The organism is Oceanobacillus chungangensis, from assembly GCF_003369565.1.
GTDB classification, from domain to species: Bacteria; Bacillota; Bacilli; order Bacillales; family Amphibacillaceae; genus Oceanobacillus; species Oceanobacillus chungangensis.
The window spans coordinates 358,774-382,478 of the sequence record NZ_PIOD01000011.1; the positions used below are offsets into that span (position 1 = coordinate 358,774).

General features: G+C 36.3%; 19 protein-coding genes. 3 read left to right on the forward strand and 16 right to left on the reverse strand.

The window, feature by feature from the left end:
- Positions 1 to 142: 142 nt before the first annotated feature.
- From CWR45_RS11835 to dacB, 6 genes are all read right to left on the reverse strand, one after another.
- Positions 143 to 1,351 carry an NAD(P)/FAD-dependent oxidoreductase gene (locus CWR45_RS11835; RefSeq protein WP_115750065.1) on the reverse strand — a complete coding sequence of 403 codons (1,209 nt, stop codon included), beginning with the start codon at positions 1,349 to 1,351 and terminating at the stop codon, positions 143 to 145.
- Between the two features lie 298 nt (positions 1,352 to 1,649).
- The gene (locus CWR45_RS11840) at positions 1,650 to 3,029 is read right to left on the reverse strand and encodes a vWA domain-containing protein (RefSeq protein ID WP_115750066.1); all 1,380 of its coding nucleotides are present in this window, start codon (positions 3,027 to 3,029) and stop codon (positions 1,650 to 1,652) included.
- A 641-nt stretch (positions 3,030 to 3,670) separates the two neighbouring features.
- Positions 3,671 to 4,123 carry a hypothetical protein gene (locus CWR45_RS11845; RefSeq protein WP_115750067.1) on the reverse strand — a complete coding sequence of 151 codons (453 nt, stop codon included), beginning with the start codon at positions 4,121 to 4,123 and terminating at the stop codon, positions 3,671 to 3,673.
- 174 nt (positions 4,124 to 4,297) lie between these two features.
- Positions 4,298 to 6,460, reverse strand: a complete 2,163-nt coding sequence (locus CWR45_RS11850) for a type IA DNA topoisomerase (RefSeq protein ID WP_115750068.1) — start codon at positions 6,458 to 6,460, stop codon at positions 4,298 to 4,300.
- Positions 6,461 to 7,035: 575 nt separating this feature from the next.
- Positions 7,036 to 7,854 carry a ZIP family metal transporter gene (locus CWR45_RS11855; protein WP_115750069.1) on the reverse strand — a complete coding sequence of 273 codons (819 nt, stop codon included), beginning with the start codon at positions 7,852 to 7,854 and terminating at the stop codon, positions 7,036 to 7,038.
- Positions 7,855 to 8,114: 260 nt separating this feature from the next.
- A complete protein-coding gene (gene dacB, locus CWR45_RS11860; RefSeq protein ID WP_115750070.1) occupies positions 8,115 to 9,476 on the reverse strand; it encodes a D-alanyl-D-alanine carboxypeptidase/D-alanyl-D-alanine endopeptidase in 1,362 nt (453 codons plus the stop codon).
- Between the two features lie 213 nt (positions 9,477 to 9,689).
- On the opposite strand from dacB, the gene CWR45_RS11865 reads away from it, so the two are divergent.
- Positions 9,690 to 9,803 carry a YjcZ family sporulation protein gene (locus CWR45_RS11865; protein ID WP_115750071.1) on the forward strand — a complete coding sequence of 38 codons (114 nt, stop codon included), beginning with the start codon at positions 9,690 to 9,692 and terminating at the stop codon, positions 9,801 to 9,803.
- Between the two features lie 354 nt (positions 9,804 to 10,157).
- On the opposite strand, the gene CWR45_RS11870 is transcribed toward CWR45_RS11865, so the two are convergent.
- The 3 genes from CWR45_RS11870 to CWR45_RS11880 all read right to left on the reverse strand — a co-directional run bounded on the left by CWR45_RS11870 (position 10,158) and on the right by CWR45_RS11880 (position 13,018).
- Entirely contained in the window at positions 10,158 to 10,421 is a 264-nt protein-coding gene (locus CWR45_RS11870; protein ID WP_115750072.1) for a hypothetical protein, read from the reverse strand.
- A gap of 322 nt (positions 10,422 to 10,743) precedes the next feature.
- On the reverse strand, positions 10,744 to 11,964 hold the full coding sequence (locus CWR45_RS11875) for a multidrug effflux MFS transporter (RefSeq protein ID WP_115750073.1): 1,221 nt from the start codon (positions 11,962 to 11,964) through the stop codon (positions 10,744 to 10,746).
- Positions 11,965 to 12,175: 211 nt separating this feature from the next.
- Positions 12,176 to 13,018, reverse strand: a complete 843-nt coding sequence (locus CWR45_RS11880; protein WP_115750074.1) for an aldo/keto reductase — start codon at positions 13,016 to 13,018, stop codon at positions 12,176 to 12,178.
- A gap of 245 nt (positions 13,019 to 13,263) precedes the next feature.
- Here CWR45_RS11880 and CWR45_RS11885 point away from each other — a divergent pair, with 245 nt between their 5' ends.
- Entirely contained in the window at positions 13,264 to 14,508 is a 1,245-nt protein-coding gene (locus CWR45_RS11885; protein ID WP_115750075.1) for an aminopeptidase, read from the forward strand.
- A 476-nt stretch (positions 14,509 to 14,984) separates the two neighbouring features.
- Here the strand turns inward: CWR45_RS11885 and CWR45_RS11890 are convergent, their stop codons facing one another.
- From CWR45_RS11890 to CWR45_RS11915, 6 genes are all read right to left on the reverse strand, one after another.
- Positions 14,985 to 15,812 carry a glycerophosphodiester phosphodiesterase gene (locus CWR45_RS11890; RefSeq protein WP_147294836.1) on the reverse strand — a complete coding sequence of 276 codons (828 nt, stop codon included), beginning with the start codon at positions 15,810 to 15,812 and terminating at the stop codon, positions 14,985 to 14,987.
- The gene (locus CWR45_RS11895; RefSeq protein WP_115750077.1) at positions 15,805 to 16,566 is read right to left on the reverse strand and encodes a glycerophosphodiester phosphodiesterase; all 762 of its coding nucleotides are present in this window, start codon (positions 16,564 to 16,566) and stop codon (positions 15,805 to 15,807) included. The genes CWR45_RS11890 and CWR45_RS11895 overlap by 8 nt, the downstream gene beginning before the upstream one ends.
- Before the next feature lie 315 nt (positions 16,567 to 16,881).
- On the reverse strand, positions 16,882 to 18,264 hold the full coding sequence (locus tag CWR45_RS11900) for an ABC transporter substrate-binding protein (protein ID WP_115750078.1): 1,383 nt from the start codon (positions 18,262 to 18,264) through the stop codon (positions 16,882 to 16,884).
- An 81-nt stretch (positions 18,265 to 18,345) separates the two neighbouring features.
- Positions 18,346 to 19,161, reverse strand: coding sequence for a carbohydrate ABC transporter permease (locus CWR45_RS11905; protein ID WP_211315965.1), 816 nt, complete (start codon positions 19,159 to 19,161; stop codon positions 18,346 to 18,348).
- Positions 19,158 to 20,087 (reverse strand): carbohydrate ABC transporter permease, encoded by a 930-nt coding sequence (locus CWR45_RS11910; protein ID WP_425453622.1) that lies wholly within the window; start codon positions 20,085 to 20,087, stop codon positions 19,158 to 19,160. The genes CWR45_RS11905 and CWR45_RS11910 overlap by 4 nt, the downstream gene beginning before the upstream one ends.
- Positions 20,088 to 20,098: 11 nt before the next feature.
- Positions 20,099 to 21,214: an ABC transporter ATP-binding protein gene (locus CWR45_RS11915; RefSeq protein WP_115750080.1), complete on the reverse strand. Its 1,116-nt coding sequence runs from the start codon at positions 21,212 to 21,214 to the stop codon at positions 20,099 to 20,101.
- 433 nt (positions 21,215 to 21,647) lie between these two features.
- Here CWR45_RS11915 and CWR45_RS11920 point away from each other — a divergent pair, with 433 nt between their 5' ends.
- Complete coding sequence (locus CWR45_RS11920) at positions 21,648 to 22,277, forward strand: YkoF family thiamine/hydroxymethylpyrimidine-binding protein (RefSeq protein WP_115750081.1); 630 nt, start codon at positions 21,648 to 21,650, stop codon at positions 22,275 to 22,277.
- Between the two features lie 87 nt (positions 22,278 to 22,364).
- Here CWR45_RS11920 and CWR45_RS11925 read toward each other — a convergent pair whose 3' ends face one another.
- Positions 22,365 to 23,492 carry a DUF4145 domain-containing protein gene (locus tag CWR45_RS11925; protein ID WP_115750082.1) on the reverse strand — a complete coding sequence of 376 codons (1,128 nt, stop codon included), beginning with the start codon at positions 23,490 to 23,492 and terminating at the stop codon, positions 22,365 to 22,367.
- Positions 23,493 to 23,705 lie beyond the last annotated feature (213 nt).

Below are 23,705 nucleotides of genomic sequence, written 5' to 3' on the forward strand. Positions count from 1 at the left end.
TCTTCTAAGCAATCACTTGCAATTCTGTAGCCAATAACGGATGCAACTACAAGTAATACTCCATATAAACATTTTCTCATTTAAAATGTACCTCCTCAATTTTTTGCCAAATTATTAGAGCTATTTTAGAATTTGATAACGATTAGAAAGGACGGAATTTACCTTTTTTAAGGACTAACTTAGGTCCACCAACGATAAATAGTGAACGGTCATCAACTACTTTTTTCATTGCAGCCGCTGCTTTACCTTTTAGTTTAGTACCAGAGAAGATACTACCGATTCCATCAGAAAGTCCTAAGGATGCAACCGTACCTTTATCATCTAATGCGAATTCTTTTAATGGTTGATTTGTAAGCAATGCCTTGATGTTATATGCTGCAACATCAGCTTCTTGCATTGCTAATTGGCCTGTTGGTGCATATGGACGACCAGCTTGCTTGTCCATTACCCATGAACAGTCACCAAGAATGAAGAGATTTTCTTCACCTGGTACACGAAGGTCTGCATCTACATTTACTTTACCTTTTACTAATTCAAAGCCTGATTTACCAAGTACAGGGTTACCTGTTACTCCACCAGTCCAGACAACTGTTCCACCTTTAATTAATTCAGCGTCGTCACCAACGATAAATCCTTCAGGAGTACATTCTTTAATTGCAGTACCCATTCTAAACTCAACACCACGTGATTCAAGTGATTGTAGAGCATAAGATACTAAATCTCTGTCAAACATAGGTAATACAGATGGTGCTGCTTCCACATTAATGATGCGTACTTTGTTTCTTGGGATATCATATTTTTTGCAAAGTTTAGGAACGATGTCAGCTAATTCTCCAACGAATTCAATACCAGTAAATCCGCCGCCGCCAACGATAATGTTTAAGCTATCTTCGTCAGTATTTTCACCTGCACTATATTGTGCAAATTGATATTCAATATGTTCGCTAATTAAGCGAGCAGAATCAATATCTTGGATGAATAGAGCATTTTCGTCCATTCCTTTAATACCAAATGTATTTGTAACGAACCCAAGTGCAACTACTAAATAATCGTACGTTACTTCACTATTTTCTAATACAATACGTTGTTCATCTTTTTTAATTTCAACTACTGAATCATAAATTAATCGTACTCTATTAGGATTAATAACATCACTAATCATGTATCGCGCTTGATTTGGATTAATTGTACCAGCAGCTACTTCATGTAACCATGTGCTTTCATAGTGGTAGTTGTGTTTGTTTATTAGTACAATTTCAGCTTGTTCTGGTGATAATTGTTTTGTTAGTCGTTTTGTTGTCGTAATCCCTGCATAACCTGCGCCAAGGACAACAATTTTTGGTTTACTCATTTAAACCATCCACCTTTCATTTTATATGTATTAGTTATTTTGCCGATTGAATAAGCGTTTGCATGTAATAACCTTCACAAATTAATATAGTCCATATCATAGCTTATATCAATAAGAAATGTTTAGTTTACCTATTAATAATATCAAATATTTTACGTTTAGGCTAATTTTCTTCTCATTTTATAGAAAAAATTGTTGAAGCACAGAACCAGTCAATGTATTATGACAAAATTTAGGATTTTTTCTACCCAAGGACAAAAAAATCCAATAGACAAATATCTCCTATTGGATTTATCATTTATTCTGCATCTTTAAGACGTTTCATTTCCTCTGTCCATGACGAAACCTTATCACTAATTGCTGTTGCCAGTTCTTTTATTTCTTCTATCTTCTCGGAACGAAAATCATTCATTAAATTAGTTATCAATTGATCTTGTTCATTTATTACATTTTGCAGACCTTGTAAAACATCATTATCTACTAATTGCTCATCCTGCATTATTTGTAATGCTTGTCGATAACGGTTTTTTTCGTTTTCAATCATTATTTTAATTGGATTTAGTTTTTCATCAAATCGTTCATATTCAGCAAGTGTTTCCCATCCGTCTGGCGCCTTAAGAAATGCCCAAGCTAAATCAATATCGGATGGTAACCATTGTTTCTCAATTGTAGTTTTTAATTCATCTGCATTATTTGCGGCAAAGTATTCACCATTCCCAGCATCGGAAACTTGCTTTAGCTGTGCCTCTGCATCTTGATCAACATTAAAGCCAATTATATTAACCGTTCTTGTTTCATATTCTTTAACAAAATCTGTTGCTACTTGAACAGGATCACCATCACATGTTTCCACACCATCACTTACAATATATACCGTAACGTTTTCCGTGAAATTCTTGCTCATTTCCATCGCTTTTTCGATTGCGCCTGCTAGTGGTGTATACCCTTTACTATCAAAGGTTGCCAAAGACTTTTCGAATGCTGCTTCATCGTATGCACCCATCGGATAAAGTTCTTCTATGCCAGTACAAGATAGTTTCTTGTCTGCAGCAGATTCAGATCCCTTATGCCCATATACAACTAAAGAGATATCACTGTCTTGACCGATTGTTTCACCAAACCGAAGCACAGCTTCCTTTGCAACATCCATTTTTATTTGATTGTCAACAGGAAGTAACATACTGGAGCTTGCATCAAGCAAAATTATTGCCTTTCCACTCTCAGGTTCGTTTGCAATTTCTTCTTCTGTTTTTCCAGGTTCAGGTAAATACGGTTCTTCAAACTCTGGCTCAAATGCCTCTGCTGCTTCTATCGCTTCCTTATAATTCGGAGATCCAAGTAGATAGATAAGCCCTTTATACATCGTGGTTGGTTCCTTCGTTTCCTTTGTTAAACGTTTTAATTCATCGGTCAATTTCTCAACTGCTGTCTCATCTAAAATAGTAGTTTCTAATGACTCCGTTTGTTCTCTATCAATCTCAATATCTGCAACAAGCATCCCACTTTGTTGTTCCTTCATTGCTTGTCTTGAGTCAATCAGTTTGCTCGCTTTTAATTGCTCCACGATGCTTTTTTCCTGTTCTGATTCTTTTGCATTAGCAGAGACTGCCGAATCTTCACCTTTCTCCTGGAGCTTGCTCGTATCCTCTGCATTATCATTACTACATGCAGAAAGCAAGCTAACAAGTATTGCTAGAATTACTATACCCTTTTAGACATACTCTCTCCCCCATCTATGTAAAACTTATCTATATCTTTCGACAATATTCGTAGAAAGTCAATATTACAAAATAACTATTCTTAATGTAAACTGAGTACTACCTTCGATATCAAAGCTCTCAGACTAACTAATCGCTCCGAAAATACACTACGCTTTCCGCAGGGTGCTGCTGATCCTCCTTGTTCTTACGCACGCCGCAGTCTCACCTAGTCCTTCCTCCCACAGGAAATAGAAAGCCTCGGCAGCGTTACATGGCAATCAGACAAATTGAGTTTTATTTTCGGGGAGTCTTCATGTACTTCCTCCGCTAAAGTAGGGGCAAGATAAAATAAAATATTTACTATCCATAAAATGAGTTTGCACTTCTCTTTCCTATAGTTTTTCAAAGGAGATAGGAATATTATTCAAAATTAACCAAAAATATCTAACGATGATGCATTACTGTCAAAGCTTCTTTTTCAGGAGAATCACTTAGAAAAAGGTATTTTTCGTGTAGGAAATCATCATGGAACTAGTTCATATTTTATATGTTAATCTAATCTAAAAAAAGCTTGTATCCTTTTATAAAGAATACAAGCTTTGTTAGATGTTTACCGTTATTACTTAACTCTTTCTTTGTTAGAGTTTTTCTTTTGGGAAAAGAGTCTGCCTCGTTCAAGCCACTTTTCTTTTGCCTCTTTTTTCCGTTGCACTTCTGTTTGAGCCAATTCCTGAAATGTAGTCTCTGCAAAGGTCTTTACTTGTTCCCAACTTTGGAAAAAAACGACACTATAATCATTTGTACGATTATTTTTATCATTTTTCTTCTTATTTACACATACACCAAAAATCCGGTCTGTTTTTTCAAGAATAAGATTTAGTATCGTTTTTTTATCCGCTTTGTTTAAATCAAGTTCTTCCACTTTTCCTAAAAAGTTAGAATCAATATCGTCAAATGATTCAACACGATCAACTCGTTTGTTGCTGTGATATACCTTATGATTATTGGCATAAATCCACAATAGAGTTCCATACCCTAAATCTTCAGCAACACTAACTGTTACCTTTTTCACTCAATCACCCTTTACTTTTTTTGAGGATTATTAAGTTATTTTCCCATCTAATGGATAATACCTCCATCTATATAATATTACCCTCTCCCTTTAGTATACACCTTAATCATGAAAAAGGCTGAGAAAGACCATTATTAGTAGATTTTATTAGAAATAGGGTGAAAAGCTTTGTATTTAATCATTAAACTCCATCTTCCAGCTGTAGTACACATTATCAGGATTCTTCTCATAGCTTAAATAGGCATTAAACTTCTTTCCTTTTTTACTCGTTAGGCCCTTAACAAATGCTTTCTTTTTAGCTAGTAGCTGTTTTACCATTGTTTTCGTCGGTTGTTTCTTCATAGCAGCTAAATATTTATCATTCTTCCAAATCGTAAACTTACAGCCATTTTTCCAATTACTACAACCAAACCCTTTGTATCCTTCAATTATATTCCCACCACATTGTGGACATGTTCCTAATACTTCCTTTGAAATTTTTGGTGAGGTGACTTCATTAATGATCCTATCTTCCGCCTGTTTAATCGTCGCTACTGAATCATTGGTGAATTTGAAAACGATATTAAGAAATTCCTGTTTGCTTGCTTTTCCTTTTTGAATATCGGCCAATCCTTTTTCAAGTCGTCCAGTAAATTCCAAATCAAACAGATTTTGAACGGGAAACGTTTCAACTAGATTTCTGCCTAGTTCCGTGCAGAGTAGATTTTTACTTTCTGTAGTAATATAGCCAACATATTTTAATTTCTTAATTGTTTCCGCCCTAGTAGCTGGAGTGCCAATGCTAAATCCAGTTAAGATGCTGCCTAACAGTTCTTCACTCTCCTCTTCCTTATAACTTCTTCCACATGTTTCCATTACACGAAGTAATGTTTTTTCTGTATGAAGTTTCGGCGGTTTTGTAACATGTGACGTTACCTCTGAGCTTACTAGACTTACAGGATCATTGATTTGTACAAAGGGCAAAATCGTATCCTTTGATTGGATTTTCTCTACCTTCTTCCATCCTTCTATGAGCTGAACCTTTCCTTTTGAAGCAAATAGACCTTTTTGATCAACGTCCACTAATTTTGTCTTTAAACTTGTCTCCTCATACTCTGCAATTGGCATAAACTGCATAATAAACCGATTTTTAATTGCAGTATACACAAGCTGCTCGTCACTTGTTAAGCGCTTCGGCTTTAAATAAGTTGGAATAATTGCGCTATGACTCTCCACTTTCGCATTATTAAACACGCGCTTCGTTTTCATAAACTTAATTTCTTCTTTATATGGTAAATCTTCTGCATGCGCTTTTAATACATTTGCCGTTTTAGCTACTAGACTCTCCTCTAATGCTGTACTTGATGTTCTTGGATATGTGATGAACTTTTTCTCATACAAAGATTGTGCCACTTTTAACACCTTATCCGATGTAAATCCTTTAAACTTGCTCGTGATGTATCCCTGCAAGTTAGATAGATTGAATAAAAATGGAGGGAATTCTTTCTTCCTATCGACCTGTTTATCAAAAATCAGTGCCTGTTTCCCTTGAATCAACTGACGGAGCTGCTCTAAAGTCTCTTTTGACTTGAATTTCTGCTCTTTGTCTTCCACATAAGTTCCCTTGTATTCTTTATTATCCTTCGTTTGGAATGTCACGATTAATTTATAGTAATCCTCCGGTACAAAATTTTCGATTTCCTTATCTCGATCATAAATAATCTTTAAGGTGGGCATAAGTACGCGACCAATATTTAAAGCCTTTCCTTTGCCCTTTTGGTATTTCAAAGTTGCAACGGAAGTTAAGTTAATGCCAATGATCCAATCTGCCCATTGTCTGCTAATACCAGCATCACGCAATGGCTTCATCATTTGATTGGACTGCATATTCTCAAGACCACGGATTACTTCATTCGGTGTCCATTCGTTTAATAATAATCGGTAAACTGGCTTTGAAGGTACCTGTCCACGGTAGATAATGCTGTCGCCAATGAGCTGTCCTTCTCGATCATAATCACAAGCAGATACGATTAAATCTACATCCTGGCGTTTGATTAATGTTTGAACAATTTTTAACTGCTTCGCTGCTCCACCATCTGTTTGTGCACGATTCCTTGGATTGCTTTTTACCTTATATTTAAATGTTGAAGGGATGAACGGGAAATTATCCATCTTCCAACTTTTCATCTTACTATCGTAGTCCTTAGCATCATATAATTCTACTAAATGACCAAAAGCCCAAGTAATAAGATAATCGTTTCCTTCAAAATAGCCGTCCTTTTTTGTTTTTATTTTTAATGCATCGGCAATGTTTTTTGCTACGGATGGTTTTTCTGCTAAAATTAATGCAAGTCCCATTTTTAGGTTTCCCTCCCTATTCTATGTTTGAGATATTGTATTTTTTTCTTCGGTTGAAAAGCTTAGTAATATATCTTTTTTATAGTTGCAATCAGTTCAGTTCATTAAACGAAGTTGGCCATTGCTCTACTTAATGACTACTCCAGAAATACACTTCAACTTTACGCATAGCTTGCAGTTTATCTCAACTAGTCATTATCATCATTTACTATATATAAGACTCCATATATAATATTAAACCTTAAAAACGAACGTATATTCTTTTTACCAGTTTGGATGATTTATCGCAAAAAGTCAATCAAAAATGGATACTGGAACGGTTCAAAAACTATGATAACGATGCAAGTTAAAGAAGAGGAACGAAGAGGTTGTCGAAGAAAAAATTGAAGAACTTGAAGATACACGAAGTCATGTTTTTGCTATCGGTATGGCTGCTGTTTCATTAGAATTGTTCCTTATACTGGAAAAAGCCCTTGTTCAAGCGCTCGTATTAATCCCGCGCTCAAACAATTGACAAACAAACAGTCAAATCAAAACGCCCATCTAAGTTTAAAGTAAATAAAGATTCCTCTATATTAACCAAGTGCTACATCTAAGATCATCATAATTGTAAAACCAATCATTAAACTCATCGATGCCAAATCCTTATTCCCTTCTTCTTGAGACCCCGGAATCACCTCTTCCGTCACAACAAAGATCATCGCACCTGCTGCAAAGCTTAGTGCATATGGCATGATTGGCTCTACTAGAGTAACCAACAGGACACCTATTACTGCTGCAACTGGCTCAACCATTCCCGAAAACTGTCCGTACAGAAAGCTCTTTCTCCTTGAATACCCATCCCGGCGAAGTGGCATTGATACGGCCATTCCCTCTGGTAGATTTTGAACCCCCATCCCAATTGCAAGTGCAATTGCCCCAGCTAATGATGCCTGACTAGAACCACTGGCGACGGCACCGAATGCAACACCAACGGCCAAACCTTCAGGTATATTATGCATGGTGATTGCTAGAACAAGCAAAGTACTGCGTTTTCTTTTTTTAGGTTGAATCCCTTCCGCTTCATGCATCGGTGCATTCGGATGTAAGTGTGGAAGTATTTTATCAAGACTTGATAAGAAAATCCCCCCTAACATAAATCCAATTGCTGCCGGAAGCCAAGCTGGAGCACTACTACCACCTGCTCCTATTTCAAGTGCGGGTGATAATAAAGACCAAAAGCTGGCCGCAATCATCACACCTCCTGCAAATCCTAGCATTGCATCCATAAACTTTTGATTTACTGTTCTTGTTGTAAATACAATTGCCGCACCTAGTGCAGTCATACCCCAAGTGAATAAACTCGCAATTAACGTTTGAACAAGGGGATCAAGCTCTAAGAAAAAATCGACCATATGAAAAGACTCCTTACTTAAAATATTTACAAAAATATGCAACTACGTTAAAATGTTTACCCCAGCAAAAACTTTAACCCCAAGAAACAAAAATGTCAATTAATTAGCAGTGGTCTATAGATATTATGATTGTTTACGTTTTATCAGTGCAATCTTTTCACCCCGCAAACTAGTTTATTAGTACCCTCTATACCCAGATCTAAATATTATCATTCGTTTTTTTCTCAATCTATGAACTACATGGATAAATCTGTTAATATTCAGCCGAAAAAGTCGATAATATTGACAATTTCATCCTCGATTAACTTTCCATCCTCTTCATTTAATAAATTATTTATCATTATTGAGAAAATCAAGTTATTGTGATTTTTCGTTGTAATATAACCTGAGAGTGTGCTCACACCTTCTATTGTCCCCGTTTTCGCCTTTACGAGTATACCTTTCATTCTTTCTCGCAACGTTCCACCAACCATCCGATCATCCTCCCCTGCAGCAGGAAGTGCATTTAGAAATGAAGGAAACCAGTCCGCTTTTTGTACTTCGTATAGAAGATGCGTTATTTCATTAGCTGGAATTAGATTATTATGGGATATACCTGATCCATCTTTAATTTGTATCGTTTCCATATTAATACCTAGTTTAACCATCTCCCGCTTCACGACTGCTAGTCCATTCTTCCAGCTTCCTTCCCCATCAACTTTCTTGCCCATTTCTTTAACTAAAATCTCCGCATGGCCATTATTGCTAAGTTTCATTAGTGGAATCAGTAATTCAACTAATGGAATCGAATTACGTGATACGATCAATTGGCTATCTTTAGGAGTATTTCCTAGCCTTGAGGCTCCACGATGGATTATCCCCTCTTTTTCCAATACACGAGTAAAAAGATTCAATGCATACAGTGACGGATCTGGGACAGACATAAATTCCTTTCGCTTCACTGAACCGAGCATTAAATTTCCATTGATACAAATGACATTTGAACCATAGCCTCTTGTAATAACGAGCTCATCTTCTGATGCTTCTTCTGCTGTCACCGCATTATTTTCAATCTCAATAATATCAGTTTTTGGAAAAATGGAATAAGCTGGTTTGTCGCCAATAACATTAGCAGCTGTCACTTCAACAATGATTGAACCAGTATCATAATCTTCGTTCGGCGATGCTGTTAATGCGGATACTTGGGCACCATAATAATATTGCTCATCCGTCCAAACTAGATCAGGAGAAATCCGGTCCTTGTCATACCAAGTATCATCACCGATGATATCTCCTTCAATTTTATTGATTCCATTACTGAGTAATTGTTTGGAAAGACTAATAATAGCGGATGGTACTAAGGTGGGGTCACCTTTTCCAACAAAATATAAATTGCCCTTCAATGTCGCTCCTACAGTAGTCCCGGTCATTCTTATCTCTGTTGGAAATGTATAATCCTTGCCAAGAACAGCTAATGCAGCTGCACTAGTAAATAGTTTCATATTTGACGCTGGATGCAGACGAACACAGCTCATATGTTCATATAGTTTTTCACCTGAAGATTGTGAGAGGATACAAACACCAATTAACGAACCGCGTAATTTTATTTCGTTTTTAATATAGTTATCAATTTGCTCCTTCATTATTTGTCCCCTTGTATATAGATTGAGAATTAGTGATGCACTGTTAACCTATTTCTACAGGATATCAGCAGATTCCTCTATTGGATTTTCTAACTATTTTATGTTGTAATCCTTTACTTATTATAAAAAAAGTTTAATTTATAGTATCATTGCCCTTACTTTGGAACATTTTCTTCATATAATACTAAGGTAAACTGGAATGGGGGTGACAAAATGAGTGAACAATACGGTGGCGGTGGCGGTAGTTATGGTAACAGTGGATTTGCATTGATTGTTGTTCTATTTATCTTGTTAATTATTGTTGGAACTGCTTTTATTTATAATTAAGTCTTAACTAGCATCATATCATCAGCTTATCTATATTTCCTCCTCGATCGGATAGCGGTTGATTAAATCAATTAATTTGGGATGCTTTTGCATCCCTTTTTTACTTTCGCGAATTAGCAATGACCTTAGTTACAATTGTCTAAATAAATTAAAAAGAAATGACCTCTCTTTTTAAAGTGTAGGTCATTTCTTTTATCCTTAAAAATCTACATATGGAACTTGTTGAAGCATCCTCTCAAAAAATTGAATGGCAAGTTTAGAAAGACTTCCATCATCACGCATTCCTTGTAATGCTTGGTTATAATTTCAACGTCAATTCGCCCACTCTCTATCGAGCTATCAATACCCATAATCTCAAATGTTATATCTAGTTCTAGACAATCTGCTTTCCCGCATTACTTCTACACCATAGCCAGCAAGCTCATCTTCATTGCCTTTTCCATCTTCATAATACGAAGCTGGAAACAACGTACCGGAAGTTCTTACAACAATTTCTCCATCTTCTTGATTTTCTCCCCATTTACAATCCGTGTTATTCGAATCATTACTACTTGTTTCATTTTCACTTAGATTTCCACAGGACCACAGAATAAATGAAACCATTAATAAAACAATCAATATCCAAAAATACTTATCACCTAGACCCTTGAACGGCATTCAAGATTTGAAAAACGAAGAGCGATGTAATCAAGCAAATACAATCTTACATTATTTCTAGGAAATAAGAGAGAATAATTAATAAAGGAGGTAATTGCATTGGTAAAAGGGAAAACAAAAACGAAGAATAAAAACAAGGAAGAGCTAAACGAGATGAAGAACAAAAATAAATTTAAACGGAACCGGCCCCCTGGCAATTAACTGAGAATAGCAATACCACTGGCATCAGTGGTATTGCTTGAATTAGAAATATTTCAGTTTTAATTTCTGGGAATAAATATCTTCAAATTTTATATTTCACCAATGAAAAATAAACAACTAACGACATCATACTACAAATGATAATCACAATTCCCATCGGTAATGCATTGTATTCCCCTCCAAGACCAACCAGCGGGGAAACGAGCGCACCACCACCAAAAGGAAGAATACCTAAAAATGCGGAAGCACTCCCTGCTGATTTCCCTTGTCGTTCCATCCCTAGTGAAAAACTAGCAGTTCCAACCATTCCCATACTTGATACAACGAGGAAAAGTGCAGGAATTAAAGCCCATAATGGAAGTGTAAACAACACAGCTATTAAGAGTAGGATACTACCAATAACAGAGATCATAATACCTATTAATAATAGGGTCAATTCATCCATTTTATTAGCTAACCTACTTGTTAATTGGGCTGCAATTATAATCCCCACGCCGTTCGCCGCAAATATTAGTGAGAATTGCTGTGGTGTTACCCCATAAATATTTTGCAATACAAACGGTGATCCAGCGATGTACGCAAACATACTCATCGATATAAAGGATTGGGCAAGTGCAATCCCCATGAATACATGATCTTTCAATAGAACACGAAACGTTTTTAATACTGCAACAATACTTGCCTCAGACCTTTTTTCAATTGGCAACGTTTCAGGTAGTGATACGATTACAGATAATAACATGATGAGTCCAATCACGCTTAGAATAACAAATACTGCCGGCCACGAAACCCAATTTAATACAGCTCCACCAAATATCGGTGCTAAAATTGGGGCAGCACCATTAACAAGGGAGAGCAGTGCAATAAATTTCGTCAAATCTTTTCCAGTATACATATCACGTGCAGATGCACGAGCAATAACAATTCCTGCTGCACCCGATACCCCTTGAATAAATCGTAATCCAATGAACACCCAAATATTTGGGGCAAATACACAAAGGAGTGATGCAACAGAATAAATAATCAATGTTGATACTAGCGGACGCCGTCGTCCCTGAATATCACTTAATGGGCCAAAGATAAGCTGTCCAGTCGCAAGTCCTAACAAGCAGGCTGTTAAACTTAATTGGGCAAGAGATGCAGTCGTGTGTAAATCAACGGTTACTATAGGAAGTGCCGGTAAATACATATCCATTGATAATGGTCCAAATGCGGTGAGCAATCCTAGCAATAAGACAATCCACACTTTACTGAATCGATTTGGCTTCAGCTGGCTTTCAACTTTATTTTCTAGTCCATTCATAAATCGATTCTTCCCTCTCTAAAAAACATCATGTAAAATAGGATAATTCTAATTAAGTAAATCCAATAATAGAATAGGAACTGGACGGATGATGATTCTCGACACGAAAAAAAGGAGCTTCCACCTAAATTTATAGTAGTGAAAGCACTTTTTATATAAATGCTACTCTCCAAACTGAAACGCTGTATTCCGCCGCTATTCTTATCTTGTATTAAAACTCTTCATATTCTGCCGGATCCTGGTTTTTATTTCTACCATCTGGACGAGTAAGTTCTGCAACCAGTTCCATTTCTGCATCACTTAGTGAGAAATCAAAAATCGATATATTTTCCAGCTGGCGAACAGGCGATGCAGACTTAGGAATAGGAATTGCTCCAAGTTGGTGATGCCAGCGTAAAATGACCTGTGAAATAGTCTTATTATGTGAATCAGCAATTTTCTGCAATTTATCGTTTTGTAATACATCATTTGCTCTTGCGAGCGGACTCCAAGACTCTGTTTTCACGTTATGTTCCATATGCCATTTTCTTTGCTCTTCTTGATTGAAAAATGGATGTAATTCGATTTGATTAATACTTGGTAATACACCAGTCTCCTTCTCTAATCGAACTAAATGTTCTGGCAAGAAATTACAAACTCCGATTGAACGAATGAGTCCCCATTTTTTAGCATCAATTAATGCTTGCCAAGCTTCAACATAATGATCCTGCTTCGGATTTGGCCAATGAATTAGATATAAATCATAGTAATCTAGATTTGCACGGTATAAAGATTCCTGAATTGTTGTAACTGCTTTATTGTACTCATGATAGCGTCCAGGTAGTTTCGATGTTATTCGTAATTCCTCTCTTGGAACAGTGCTGCGGCGAATTGCCTCCCCTACCGTACCTTCATTTTCATAATTATAAGCGGTATCAATTAGTCGATAACCTATTTCAATAGCACTTGTTATCGCGCTCGCACCCGCATTTCCGTTAAGCCCATATGTACCAAGACCAATAACCGGAACTGAAGTCCCATCGTTTAATGTAATTTCTTCAACCGTTTTACTCACTAATAATCTCCCCTTTAATCAGTATTAAAATCCTATCATCAATGCATTTAGCGTACCATTAACAGGTTGCGAAATTCAAATAATTCAGCTTATTAATGAGTGTCTGCCTCTTCCCGATTAATGTAGAATTTTTTAGTCCGGATACTTAAATTATAGCTATATACAGTTTACAAAGTGTTTACATATTGAAATTTCTGGTAAACTGTATTAGAACTTAATCAAATTAATTAACTGGGGGTAAAAGTATGGTACTGCCTAACTTTGAAGAAAATTTACAAAAATATGCGAAATTATTGGTTGCCAAAGGAATTAATGTTCAACCCGGTGATTGGGTGAAAATGACGATCAACGTTGACCAAGCACCATTAGCACGACTAATTACTAAGGAGGCATATGCACTAAAAGCTGAGAAAGTTATCGTCAAATGGGCTGACGATGAAATTGGCCGAGAACATTACTTAAATCAGTCTACAGAGGTATTAACGGATATTCCTAAATATGAAATCGAAGAATCTGAAGATCATGTATTGAATCATCGCGTAAGTCGCCTTTCTATTATTTCTAGTGACCCTGGCCTGCTAGATGGAGTTGATCCAAAAAAAATAGCAGCATATCAAAGAGTTGCCGGCAAAGCTTTTGAAGCAACAAGAATTGCAACTCAAAACGATGATTTAAAATGGACGGTCGCTGCAGCAGCTGGAGCAGGCTGGGCTGCAAAAGTATTCCCAGACTTAGAAACAAGCGAAGAACAAGTAGATGCATTATGGGATCAGATTTTTAAAACAAGCCGTGTGTATGCTGATGATCCAATTGCAACATGGGATGAGCATAAAAAAACATTGAATGAAAAAGCAGCAAAATTAAACGAAATCCAATTCGATGCGTTACACTATACAGCACCTGGAACAGATTTAACATTAGGACTTCCGAAAAACCATATTTGGGCTAGTGCTGAAAGTTATAATCCAAAAGGTGAAGAATTTATTGCTAATATGCCGACAGAAGAAGTGTTCACTGCTCCAGATACACGTCGGATGGATGGCGTCGTAAGAAGTACGAAGCCACTTAGCTATGCTGGTACACTCATTGAAGGAATTGAAGTTCACTTCAAGGATGGGAAAATCGTTGATATTACCGCAGAAAAAGGCGATGAAACAATTAAGAAATTAGTGAATGATAATGAAGGTGGAACAGGATTAGGTGAGGTTGCGCTTGTGCCAGATCCATCTCCAATTTCACAATCGGGAATTACTTTCTTTAACACATTATTTGATGAAAATGCATCAAACCATTTAGCAATTGGATCTGCCTACCCAACTACAATTGAGGACGGTACTAAAATGAGCCAAGAAGAATTGCAAGAGCATGGAATGAATACATCTACTGTTCACGTTGACTTTATGATTGGTTCAGACAAAATGGATATTGATGGAATCAAGCAAGATGGAACAATCATGCCAATTTTCCGTAATGGGGACTGGGCATTTTAAATTCATGTGAAGAGCTTTAAGTAAATAACAATTCCAAGAGTTAGGAAGTTAGTCTCCTTCTCTTGGAATTACTTTTTTTATCGATCAAAATGTTAATCTATACATTTACGTTCATTATTAAAACTTAACTCTGTAAAATATCACCTCTTATTCCGCTAATAACAAACTTCCTTGTTTATAATCATCTTCTCTCTCCTGTTCAGGCAAAAGTCAACCACCAGTCGACCAAGCAATATGTGTCACATTTTCCTCATTTATTCCTTTTTTCCCCAAATAATCCGAACTCTATGCCATAATTGGACCGAGTAAACCTGCAGTCGCTGAAGGCTCTACTTGTATATTTTATGGTATCATTCTATTCAAATAATGTAATTTAAACTACAACTACAAACTTCTTTTCTTTCCAGAGCAGAAATGAAAAAGAACTTACATCCTACTGAAATGTAAGTTGTAAGTTCACTCTTATATTAATTACCCTACTCGACCTGCAGTAATTCCTTCGTAAATTGAATATCATTAGTGAAATAACCGTCCACATTGAGCAACTTTACTCTCTCTTGTTCCTTTCTCTCCGTCTCCAAATCATTGAAGAACACATGAACTTCTTTCCCTTGGCGATGCAATGCATTGACATTCTTTGTAGTGACATCAGAAGCTTCCATCCCGATGAACGGATAGTCTTCCCTTATCGCTTGCTTTAAGTTAAACTTTTCTTTTCCAAATAATAAGGTTAACTGCACTCCAGGCACTAATTCTTCAATCTTTTCTAAACTTTTCTGTGAAAAAGACTGTATCGTAACGAGATCTTTCTCGATTAGATCATATTCATTTAGCATCTGTACCAAGGTTTCTTCCATTGCTAGTTCATCATGTACTAATCTTGTTTCTATATAATAATGCTCACTGTCTCTAAATGTATCAAGAATCTCTTTTAACGTCGGTATCTCTTCAACTTGATTACTAAAAACATCTATCGTTAGAATTCCCTTTATTTCATTGAGTTTATAGTTAGAAACTTCGCCAGTACTATTCGTAGTTCGATCAATTGTCTTATCATGCATCGCTATTAGTGTGCCATCCTCTGTCATACGTAAATCAATTTCAAGCGCGTCGACACCATCTTCTGCAGCTATTTTATATGCACTGATGGTACTTTCGTTGAAACGATCCATTGCACCACGATGGGCAATTATTTTTGGAAAGTCAGCTACCATCGGCTCTACCTCACGCTCACTATATACATAGTAAATAAGCAAATTCGTGATGCCAATAAACAGAATAAACCCTATAACCTTTTTAGACAAATGATTTTCTTTCACTTCGGTAAAATAATGCTCTTTCTGGGAAATCGGTAATTATCGCATTTACATTTAAATCCAATAATTGCTTTATTTCATCTTTATCATTCACTGTCCAAACACGTATTTTTTCAAATATTTCTTTCAAATAGTAAGCATCCGATAAAGCGACATGTTTTGAAATATGTAATGCTTCTAAGTCTAAACCTTGAATGTAATCCAGTGGATGTGAAATCCGTTGATCAAGTAACCAGGCAATTTCAGCATACTTATTCAGCTTTTTAATCCGTAATAAAGTTGGTAGATGAAATGAAGAAAATATTATTTTCCGACCATTTCCAAACTGCTCCACAATTGATAATACTTTCTCTTCGATGCCCTCGTAATTAATTAAATAAGTTTTCAATTCAATATTTAATTCGATATCATATGGTGCAAGTAATTCTAATACTTCCTTAAGGGTTGGCACACGTTCTGCTACCCACGATGCTTCATCATATTCAGGAAAATGTGCATAATTAACACCAGCACTAAACTGTTTTACTTCTAATAATGTGAAGTCCTTAATATACCCATTGCCATTAGTCGTTCTGTCTAAAATTTCGTCATGGATGACGACTACTTCGCCATCTTTTGTTAACTGAACATCTAATTCAAGTCCATCGACACCTTGCTCAATTGCTTTTTGAAATCCTAATAATGTATTTTCCGGATAAGTTCCCATACATCCTCGATGCCCATATATTTTTGTCGCAGTCATCTTAACATCCTCCTAATAGGTTAATTAGAATACAGACCAATTCTCATTACCATTATTGCTTAGAAAACTAAGGTTTAACCAATCCTTTTTGGTGACAGCCTTAGGTGAAGTTCGGTTAAAGACACGACGTCCTGGGACTGCGATTACTCGCCCCACCCGAAAATCTTTGTCGCAACACCGAACTGACCTACATCCTGTAGGACCCACTTATTCGCTCAGAAATTCGTTATACTTTCTTACCTACCAAAGAGAGAATAAAGCATTTTGCATTGCTTTATTCTCTCTATTTAACAACCTTTATTAAACACTTTAAGCTTATTCCCCTCGAGCTGCGTTAGCTTGCTCAATTGCAGCATTAAATTGATCTACTGCAGTATTATATGCATCGTCTACATCTCCGCCATTATATACGGTTTCCAATGCTGTTTCCATAATTTTACGACCTTCTGGAATCATATCCATTAAAGCACCTTGTGTAGCATATGAAGCTTCTGTTGCTTGTAACTGGTCTACTGTAACTTGTAGTTGTGGCATTTCTACATAAGCATCTTTTACAACTTGTTCATCATATGCAGCTGGATTAATGGCAAAATATCCGGTTCCTACATGCCATTCTGCTTGGATTTCAGGTGTTTGTAAATACTTCATGAAGTCCCATGCAGCGTTTTGTTCTTCTACGGATTTACCATCGATCATCCATAGACTTGCACCACCGATGACAACACCAGCACGTTCTTTTGCTTCTGGATGTGGTAAAAATGCAATCCCAACTTCAAATGGTGCATGATCAATAACATCTCTTGAACTTGCAGAAGATTGCAAGAACATCGAAACATCACCAGCGAGGAAACCAGCCATCATGTTATCACCATTAGTACCATAGTTTGCAAATGTTTCATCATCAACCATACGTTTTACCCATTCAAAAATGGATTTACCTTCTTCTTCTGTCCACCCAATTTCAGTCGGCGTATCTGTTCGTCCATTGTCATTATTCAATAATAATGCACCTTGGTTTGCTAATAATTGCTCATATAACCAACCATATGCTTGTAATGCAAAACCTTTCATATCTGGGTTTGATTCTACAATTGCTTTACTTGCTTCTTCTACTTCTTCAAACGTTTCTGGGGGTGCTTCTGGATCTAGTCCAGCAGCTTCAAATGCATCTTTGTTGTAATACATTACAGGAGTAGAAGAGTTAAATGGCATTGAATAAAATGTACCATCTAAAGAGTAGTAATTTACAATGTTCTCCTCTAGCCCATTCATATCATAGCCATCTGCATTAATTAACTCTTGGATAGGTACAATACTCCCACTATTGATCATTGACATCGTACCAATTTCAAATGTTTGAATCATATTTGGTACACTATCTGTACCAGCAACACTATTAAACTTTGTTAATGCTTCATCATATGTACCTTGATATTCTGCATTAACTTGCACTGCATCCTGAGAGTTATTGTAGCTATCGACAATTGCATTTAATGCTTCTTGGCCAGCCCCGCCCATTGAATGCCAAAATGTTACAGTTTGTTTCTCGCCAGTTGCTTCACTAGTTTCTGCTGAAGCTTCAGCAGTATCTGAATCAGTTGCACCACTAGTTTCCGGTTCTTCCGTATCTCCTTCTTCACTACATGCTGCAATGAAGAGCACCAATCCTAACATCAGTACTGCGATTAGCTTTTTCATTCTCTTTACACTCCCCTGTTATATTAAAATTATATAGTTATCCTGCCGTTGATCGACAGTATGACTCATGATTAAGTTTTTCTATTTCAAAGCGCCTTCTGTTAAGCCCTTTTGGAGCTTATTTTGGCTTATGAATAAGAGAATTAAAGTAGGAATAACAACGATTATCGCACCCGCCATAATGACGCCCCAGTCATTTAATTGCTCCTGTGTTTGTAGTTGTTTTAACCCAATCTGAACGGTGCGAACACTGTCATTTGTCGTTGCTAGAAGTGGCCATAAGTACATGTTCCAAGATGTTAAAAACCCGTAGACACCTAGCGTTAACAAACTCGTTCTTGAAACTGGCAAAACAACAGATAGATAGAATTTGAAATCACCCATACCAGCAATTTGACTTGCTTCTCGCAATTCTTTCGGGATTTGTTTGAAATTCTGTCTTAGCAAAAATGTGCCAAATGCTAATGCAAAAAATGGAATGGATAACCCCTCGTACTTATCAATCCAACCTAAATCACGAATCGTATGAAAGTTAGGAATGATAGATGCTTCAAATGGAACCATCATCGTTGCAATAAATAGATAAAATAATAGATCTCTTCCTTTAAATTCTAAGAAGACAAAAGCATATGCTGCTAAACTAGATAAAATCAACTGTCCAAGCATAATTAAAGCTGAAATGATAAAACTATTAAATAAATATTTCAGTAAAGGAAATTGCCCAAATGCTTTCACATAGTTATCAAATGACAACATAGTTGGGAAGCTACCAGTCATAATATCTTTGTTTGACATGAAGCTCATCACCAAGGCCATTAGCGTTGGCGCGAAAACGATAAATCCTGTGATAAAAAGTAATACATAGAATATAATCCTTTTGCTGATTGGCATGGTCATTGATAATGAACCTTCCTTTCACCAAATTTAAACTGTAAAAATGTCATGATTAAAATAATAATAAAGAGTAAAACTGCTTGTGCACTTGCAGATCCAAATTTATAGTTTACAAACGCTTCTCGGTAAATGGAATATACGACTAGGTTTGTAGAATTAACTGGACCACCCTGTGTCAAAATATCAATTTGCCCAAATGTTTGAAAGGCATTTATAATTGTAACCGTGACGACGAAAAACAATGTCGGTGAAAGCATTGGGATGGTAATCCTTCTTACTTTATAAAAATACCCCGCACCATCAATGTCTGCACTTTCATACAAATAAGAATCGATCGACTGTAATCCACCTAATAATATAAGAAATGTAAAGCCAATATTCATCCAAATCGTCGTAATTGACACTGCAAAAAGTGCCCAGTCAGGATCCGTCAGCCACCCTATCCCATCTATTCCTAGCGTTTCTAAAATCATATTCAGTAAGCCAATTGACGGGTGGAATAAATACAACCAAAATACAGAAGCCGCTGCAACCGATATTCCCATTGTCGATGAATAAACCGTACGAAAAAATCCAATTCCCTTCAATTTTTCGTTAGCAATCATCGCTAAAAACAAGCTAATAATTATCGTAAATGGCACCGTATATAAGACAAATAAAAATGTTGATTTCATACTCTGCATAAAGATTGGCGAGGTAAATAGGTTTACATAGTTTTGCCAACCAATAAAAACCGTCGTCTCACCTGCCGCATTCGTTAAGAAAAAACTTAAATAAATGGTTCTTCCGAGTGGATAAAATAGAAATATACTAAATAAAATTATCGAAGGCAGTAAAAACAGCATCCCTTTTATAAAACTCTTCGCTCTTTGTCTCTTTTTCACTTGTTCAAAATTAATCTGACCTATTTGTGCATCTTGAATAACAATATTTTCTAAACTCATACCAGCACGACCTCTTGTTTCTTTCCAGCTTTTGCAGATTTTATTAATAATCCCGTTTTCGAATCAAAGAAACATAGATTTTCAATATTTATATGTACCGGTACAACATCCCCTACAGTAATATCCCACTGTCCTGGCCACTTTGCTGTCCATAACTCTGAACCAATATCAAATGCGATTGATGTTTCATTTCCTAAGTGCTCGACATTTACAACCTCTAAATGATGGGTTGTAAAGTTATTTGTTCCTGGGAAAATATGTTCTGCTCTTATTCCAATAGTTACATTTTCATTTCTTGGTATATCATCCTGTATCGGATCTACTTGAATATTAAGTACATTTTCTACTATTAGTTGACTCTGATTCCCATTGAAAACTGCTTTACCTAAATTCATTTTTGGTGTCCCAATAAAAGAAGCGACAAATAAATTAGCTGGTTCATTATAAAGCGTGATCGGTTTTCCCACCTGCTGAATCTTACCATCATTGAGAACCATGATTCGATCCCCCATCGTCATCGCCTCCACCTGATCATGTGTTACATATACCATTGTTAAACCTAATCTTCTTTGCAGGCGGCGAATTTCAATTCGCATATGTGCCCGAAGCTTTGCATCTAAATTAGACAGCGGTTCATCCATTAAGCAAAGCGGGGCCTCACTTACGACAGACCTCGCTAACGCAACTCGTTGTCTTTGGCCACCAGAAAGCTCCCGGGGCTTCCTCTTTAATAGTTCGCTTAACCCCATCATTTTCGCAGTCTCTGTAAGTCTTCTACGCTGTTCCTTCTTATCTACTTTCTTAGCATTTAAACCAAACAAAATATTTTGTTCGACCGATAAATGCGGATATAAGGCATAATTTTGAAAGACCATTGATAGATTTCTATCTTTAGGTGGTATATGGTTCACCACTTTATCGTTAATTTTTAATTTACCCGCTGTTATATCTTCTAGGCCTGCAATCATTCGAAGTAAGGTACTTTTTCCGGAACCTGATGGACCAACAAGTACAAAAAATTCACCTTCTTCAATCGAAAGATTAATTTCATTCAATACGCTTTTTTGCTTATCGTATGACTTTGAAATATTAATCAAATCAATCTGTCCCATAAGCGTACCTCCTTTTTTTCTTTTGCAAGTTCCATTTAATCATATTTTTATCTTTAAAAGTTTTGATTTACCGATTCATTACAACGAGTTAACAGTAGATTAATATCGTTAATAATGCGTTTACATTTTTTAGGCATAAAGGTTCATTCTTCACTGGGGAATTAGGTATTTCGAACTTTTCATTTCATTTATTATCTCGTGTATTGTTAGAAGCAAACGATTAGCTTTACAATATCCGACCACGATGTTACGATTTGGGCAACTTATCTTGCTAAGCACTAGGGGAACTGTCAATCTGGCAGCGATCTTTGTTCAGATCCTATACTCGAACTAGATAATTCTAGCGTAAGGAAGTGCAGTCAGCATTGCAGTAACATGTAACTGCATTTCATTTTGGGATGTAGTTTTTTTAAAGAACAGGGAGGTACTTATAATGGATTATCAAAATCAAACTTGTACAGAAAGTGATGTTGCTGGAGCTAGCTTCTCTATTCATCCAATGAGTAATCGTTTCATTGAGATTATTAAATCCGCACTAACTGATGTAGATACAAGTAAAGTTAATTTGATAACGGATGATGTGACGACAACAGTTAAGGGAAATTTGGTACATATATTTGATGTAACGAAAGCAATGTTTCTCCATGCTGCAAAAACAGGTGAACATGTTGCTTTTCAAGCTACTTATTCCTTTGGATGTCCAGGGGATTCCAAAGTGGAAAATGATATGGAAGATTATGAGGACCCTATCAACGCAGAATTAGTAAAAGGAATCGAACAATATGTTGCAGCGAAGTTTTCATTATATCCATTTGGTGGAGATAATTATATGGATATTATTCACAAGCAAATTGAAGCAATGAGAAAATATGTTACCGTGAGCGCTGCAAATTACTCCACTCGTCTTGATGGAGATGCATTGACAATTTTCGAGGGGTTAGAGCAAGTTTTTAAAGCAACAATAGATAGTGGATCAAATCATACAGTAATGACAGTATCTATTTCAGCGAATAGTCCTTCCCATATGAAAAAAGGTATTATAGAAAAAACAATAGATTTATAGCTTCGAATTGATATACCTGTAATTTTAAAGGGAAATCAAATGATGATTTCCCTTTTGCAGATGGCAAATATGATCTTCTCTCCGGCCTCAACCAATTGTGACGGAAGGTTTCTCCTGTATACTGATTATCTGGTCAAACAAACTTTTCACTGTACCTACTCCAACGTTATCATATTTTGCTAGAATAACTAATTCTCTAGGCAATTGTCCAACCGTTTCGATTTGATCCGCATGCAACTGTTTTAATAGACTAGGAAAGCCAGCAAATAATTTTGCTGTTAATGGTGTTGCTGCTATCTTTTCTGTTATAATCAAATAATCAGTTTTGAAGAAGAAAAGTAAGTCTCCTGGTCTCTCAACCATTATATTTCTACGTACCTTCTCTTCTTCTATATAATTTTTAAGCTCGGCAAATAATATTTCCTCATTCTTTTCACTAAAACGTTTGACGTGCTTGGATAGCCCTTCAAGATTATTTGGCAGTTCACTCATAATCCGAGCTTGTTGTTCAGCCCCTAAGCGAATTAAAAATGTTTCTGACCGTTCAAAACGCTGTGGTAGTAAAAATGCATCCCGAAGAAAATACGGAACCTCTAGTTCCTTTCCTTTATAGATGAGATTCCGAATAGTAGTAAATCCAGGGGAAGCAACTTGTGATAGGTTTTCTGCCCTGATTACTTTCTCCACTTCCACGCTTGTTTGTTGTTGTTCTTCTTTTAACGTTGTCGTTAACAGCGCTTCAAGTGCACCTAATCTCACCTCGATCTCCGATATATCATAGGATTCAGACGCTTGTGGAGTTGGGTCCTGATACTCCGGAAATTCAAATTCAACTGGTCCATACGTTTCTACATACCACCTTACAATCAAATAGACAGATTCCCATGATAACAATGCTTCAGAATAACGAAACTTTCGTGTATCATGTGCTGCCTGATTTCCCATCATTCGTACAGTATGCAATGCATCACAAATTTCAGACGTAATATAGCCATTGTCACTTAGAATATCTATTCTTTCAACTAAAGTTGTCCAAGATTCATTTGGCAGTTTTTCTATCTTCATTACAAATTGCAATATATTTTCCACAAAAACACGTGCATGTGTAAGCATCGTCCTTGGGCTAGTAAATATACTATTTTCCAACTCGCAAGCAATTAGCGCGAGTTCCTTATTTAATGGTTCTAAAAATTGATAATAGTTCTGTGTTTTCATGCTGATTATCTCCTATTAATTCTTGCTGGATATATTTTAACATAAATTGCCCTAGCATTTAACATGTGAAAGCTAATGGCTATTTCTGTAAGTTCCTAAATTTCACCTAGAAAATCCAATGTTCGACAATTAGTTATAATTTTCTTAATTTACTTTATTTTGTAAACAATTTGTAATCTTAGCGAAACCTATTTGTTATGGGTTTTGTGTTAG

Bases quoted from the DNA above. Each gene is read 5' to 3' on its own strand.
- CWR45_RS11835 (WP_115750065.1), bottom strand. From the start codon at position 1,351: ATGAGTAAACCAAAAATTGTTGTCCTTGGCGCAGGTTATGCAGGGATT.
- CWR45_RS11850 (WP_115750068.1), bottom strand. From the start codon at position 6,460: ATGGGACTTGCATTAATTTTAGCAGAAAAACCATCCGTAGCAAAAAAC.
- CWR45_RS11855 (WP_115750069.1), bottom strand. From the start codon at position 7,854: ATGGTCGATTTTTTCTTAGAGCTTGATCCCCTTGTTCAAACGTTAATT.
- dacB (WP_115750070.1), bottom strand. From the start codon at position 9,476: ATGAAGGAGCAAATTGATAACTATATTAAAAACGAAATAAAATTACGC.
- CWR45_RS11865 (WP_115750071.1), top strand. From the start codon at position 9,690: ATGAGTGAACAATACGGTGGCGGTGGCGGTAGTTATGGTAACAGTGGA.
- CWR45_RS11875 (WP_115750073.1), bottom strand. From the start codon at position 11,964: ATGAATGGACTAGAAAATAAAGTTGAAAGCCAGCTGAAGCCAAATCGA.
- CWR45_RS11885 (WP_115750075.1), top strand. From the start codon at position 13,264: ATGGTACTGCCTAACTTTGAAGAAAATTTACAAAAATATGCGAAATTA.
- CWR45_RS11895 (WP_115750077.1), bottom strand. From the start codon at position 16,566: ATGACTGCGACAAAAATATATGGGCATCGAGGATGTATGGGAACTTAT.
- CWR45_RS11900 (WP_115750078.1), bottom strand. From the start codon at position 18,264: ATGAAAAAGCTAATCGCAGTACTGATGTTAGGATTGGTGCTCTTCATT.
- CWR45_RS11905 (WP_211315965.1), bottom strand. From the start codon at position 19,161: ATGACCATGCCAATCAGCAAAAGGATTATATTCTATGTATTACTTTTT.
- CWR45_RS11915 (WP_115750080.1), bottom strand. From the start codon at position 21,214: ATGGGACAGATTGATTTGATTAATATTTCAAAGTCATACGATAAGCAA.
- CWR45_RS11920 (WP_115750081.1), top strand. From the start codon at position 21,648: ATGGATTATCAAAATCAAACTTGTACAGAAAGTGATGTTGCTGGAGCT.
- CWR45_RS11925 (WP_115750082.1), bottom strand. From the start codon at position 23,492: ATGAAAACACAGAACTATTATCAATTTTTAGAACCATTAAATAAGGAA.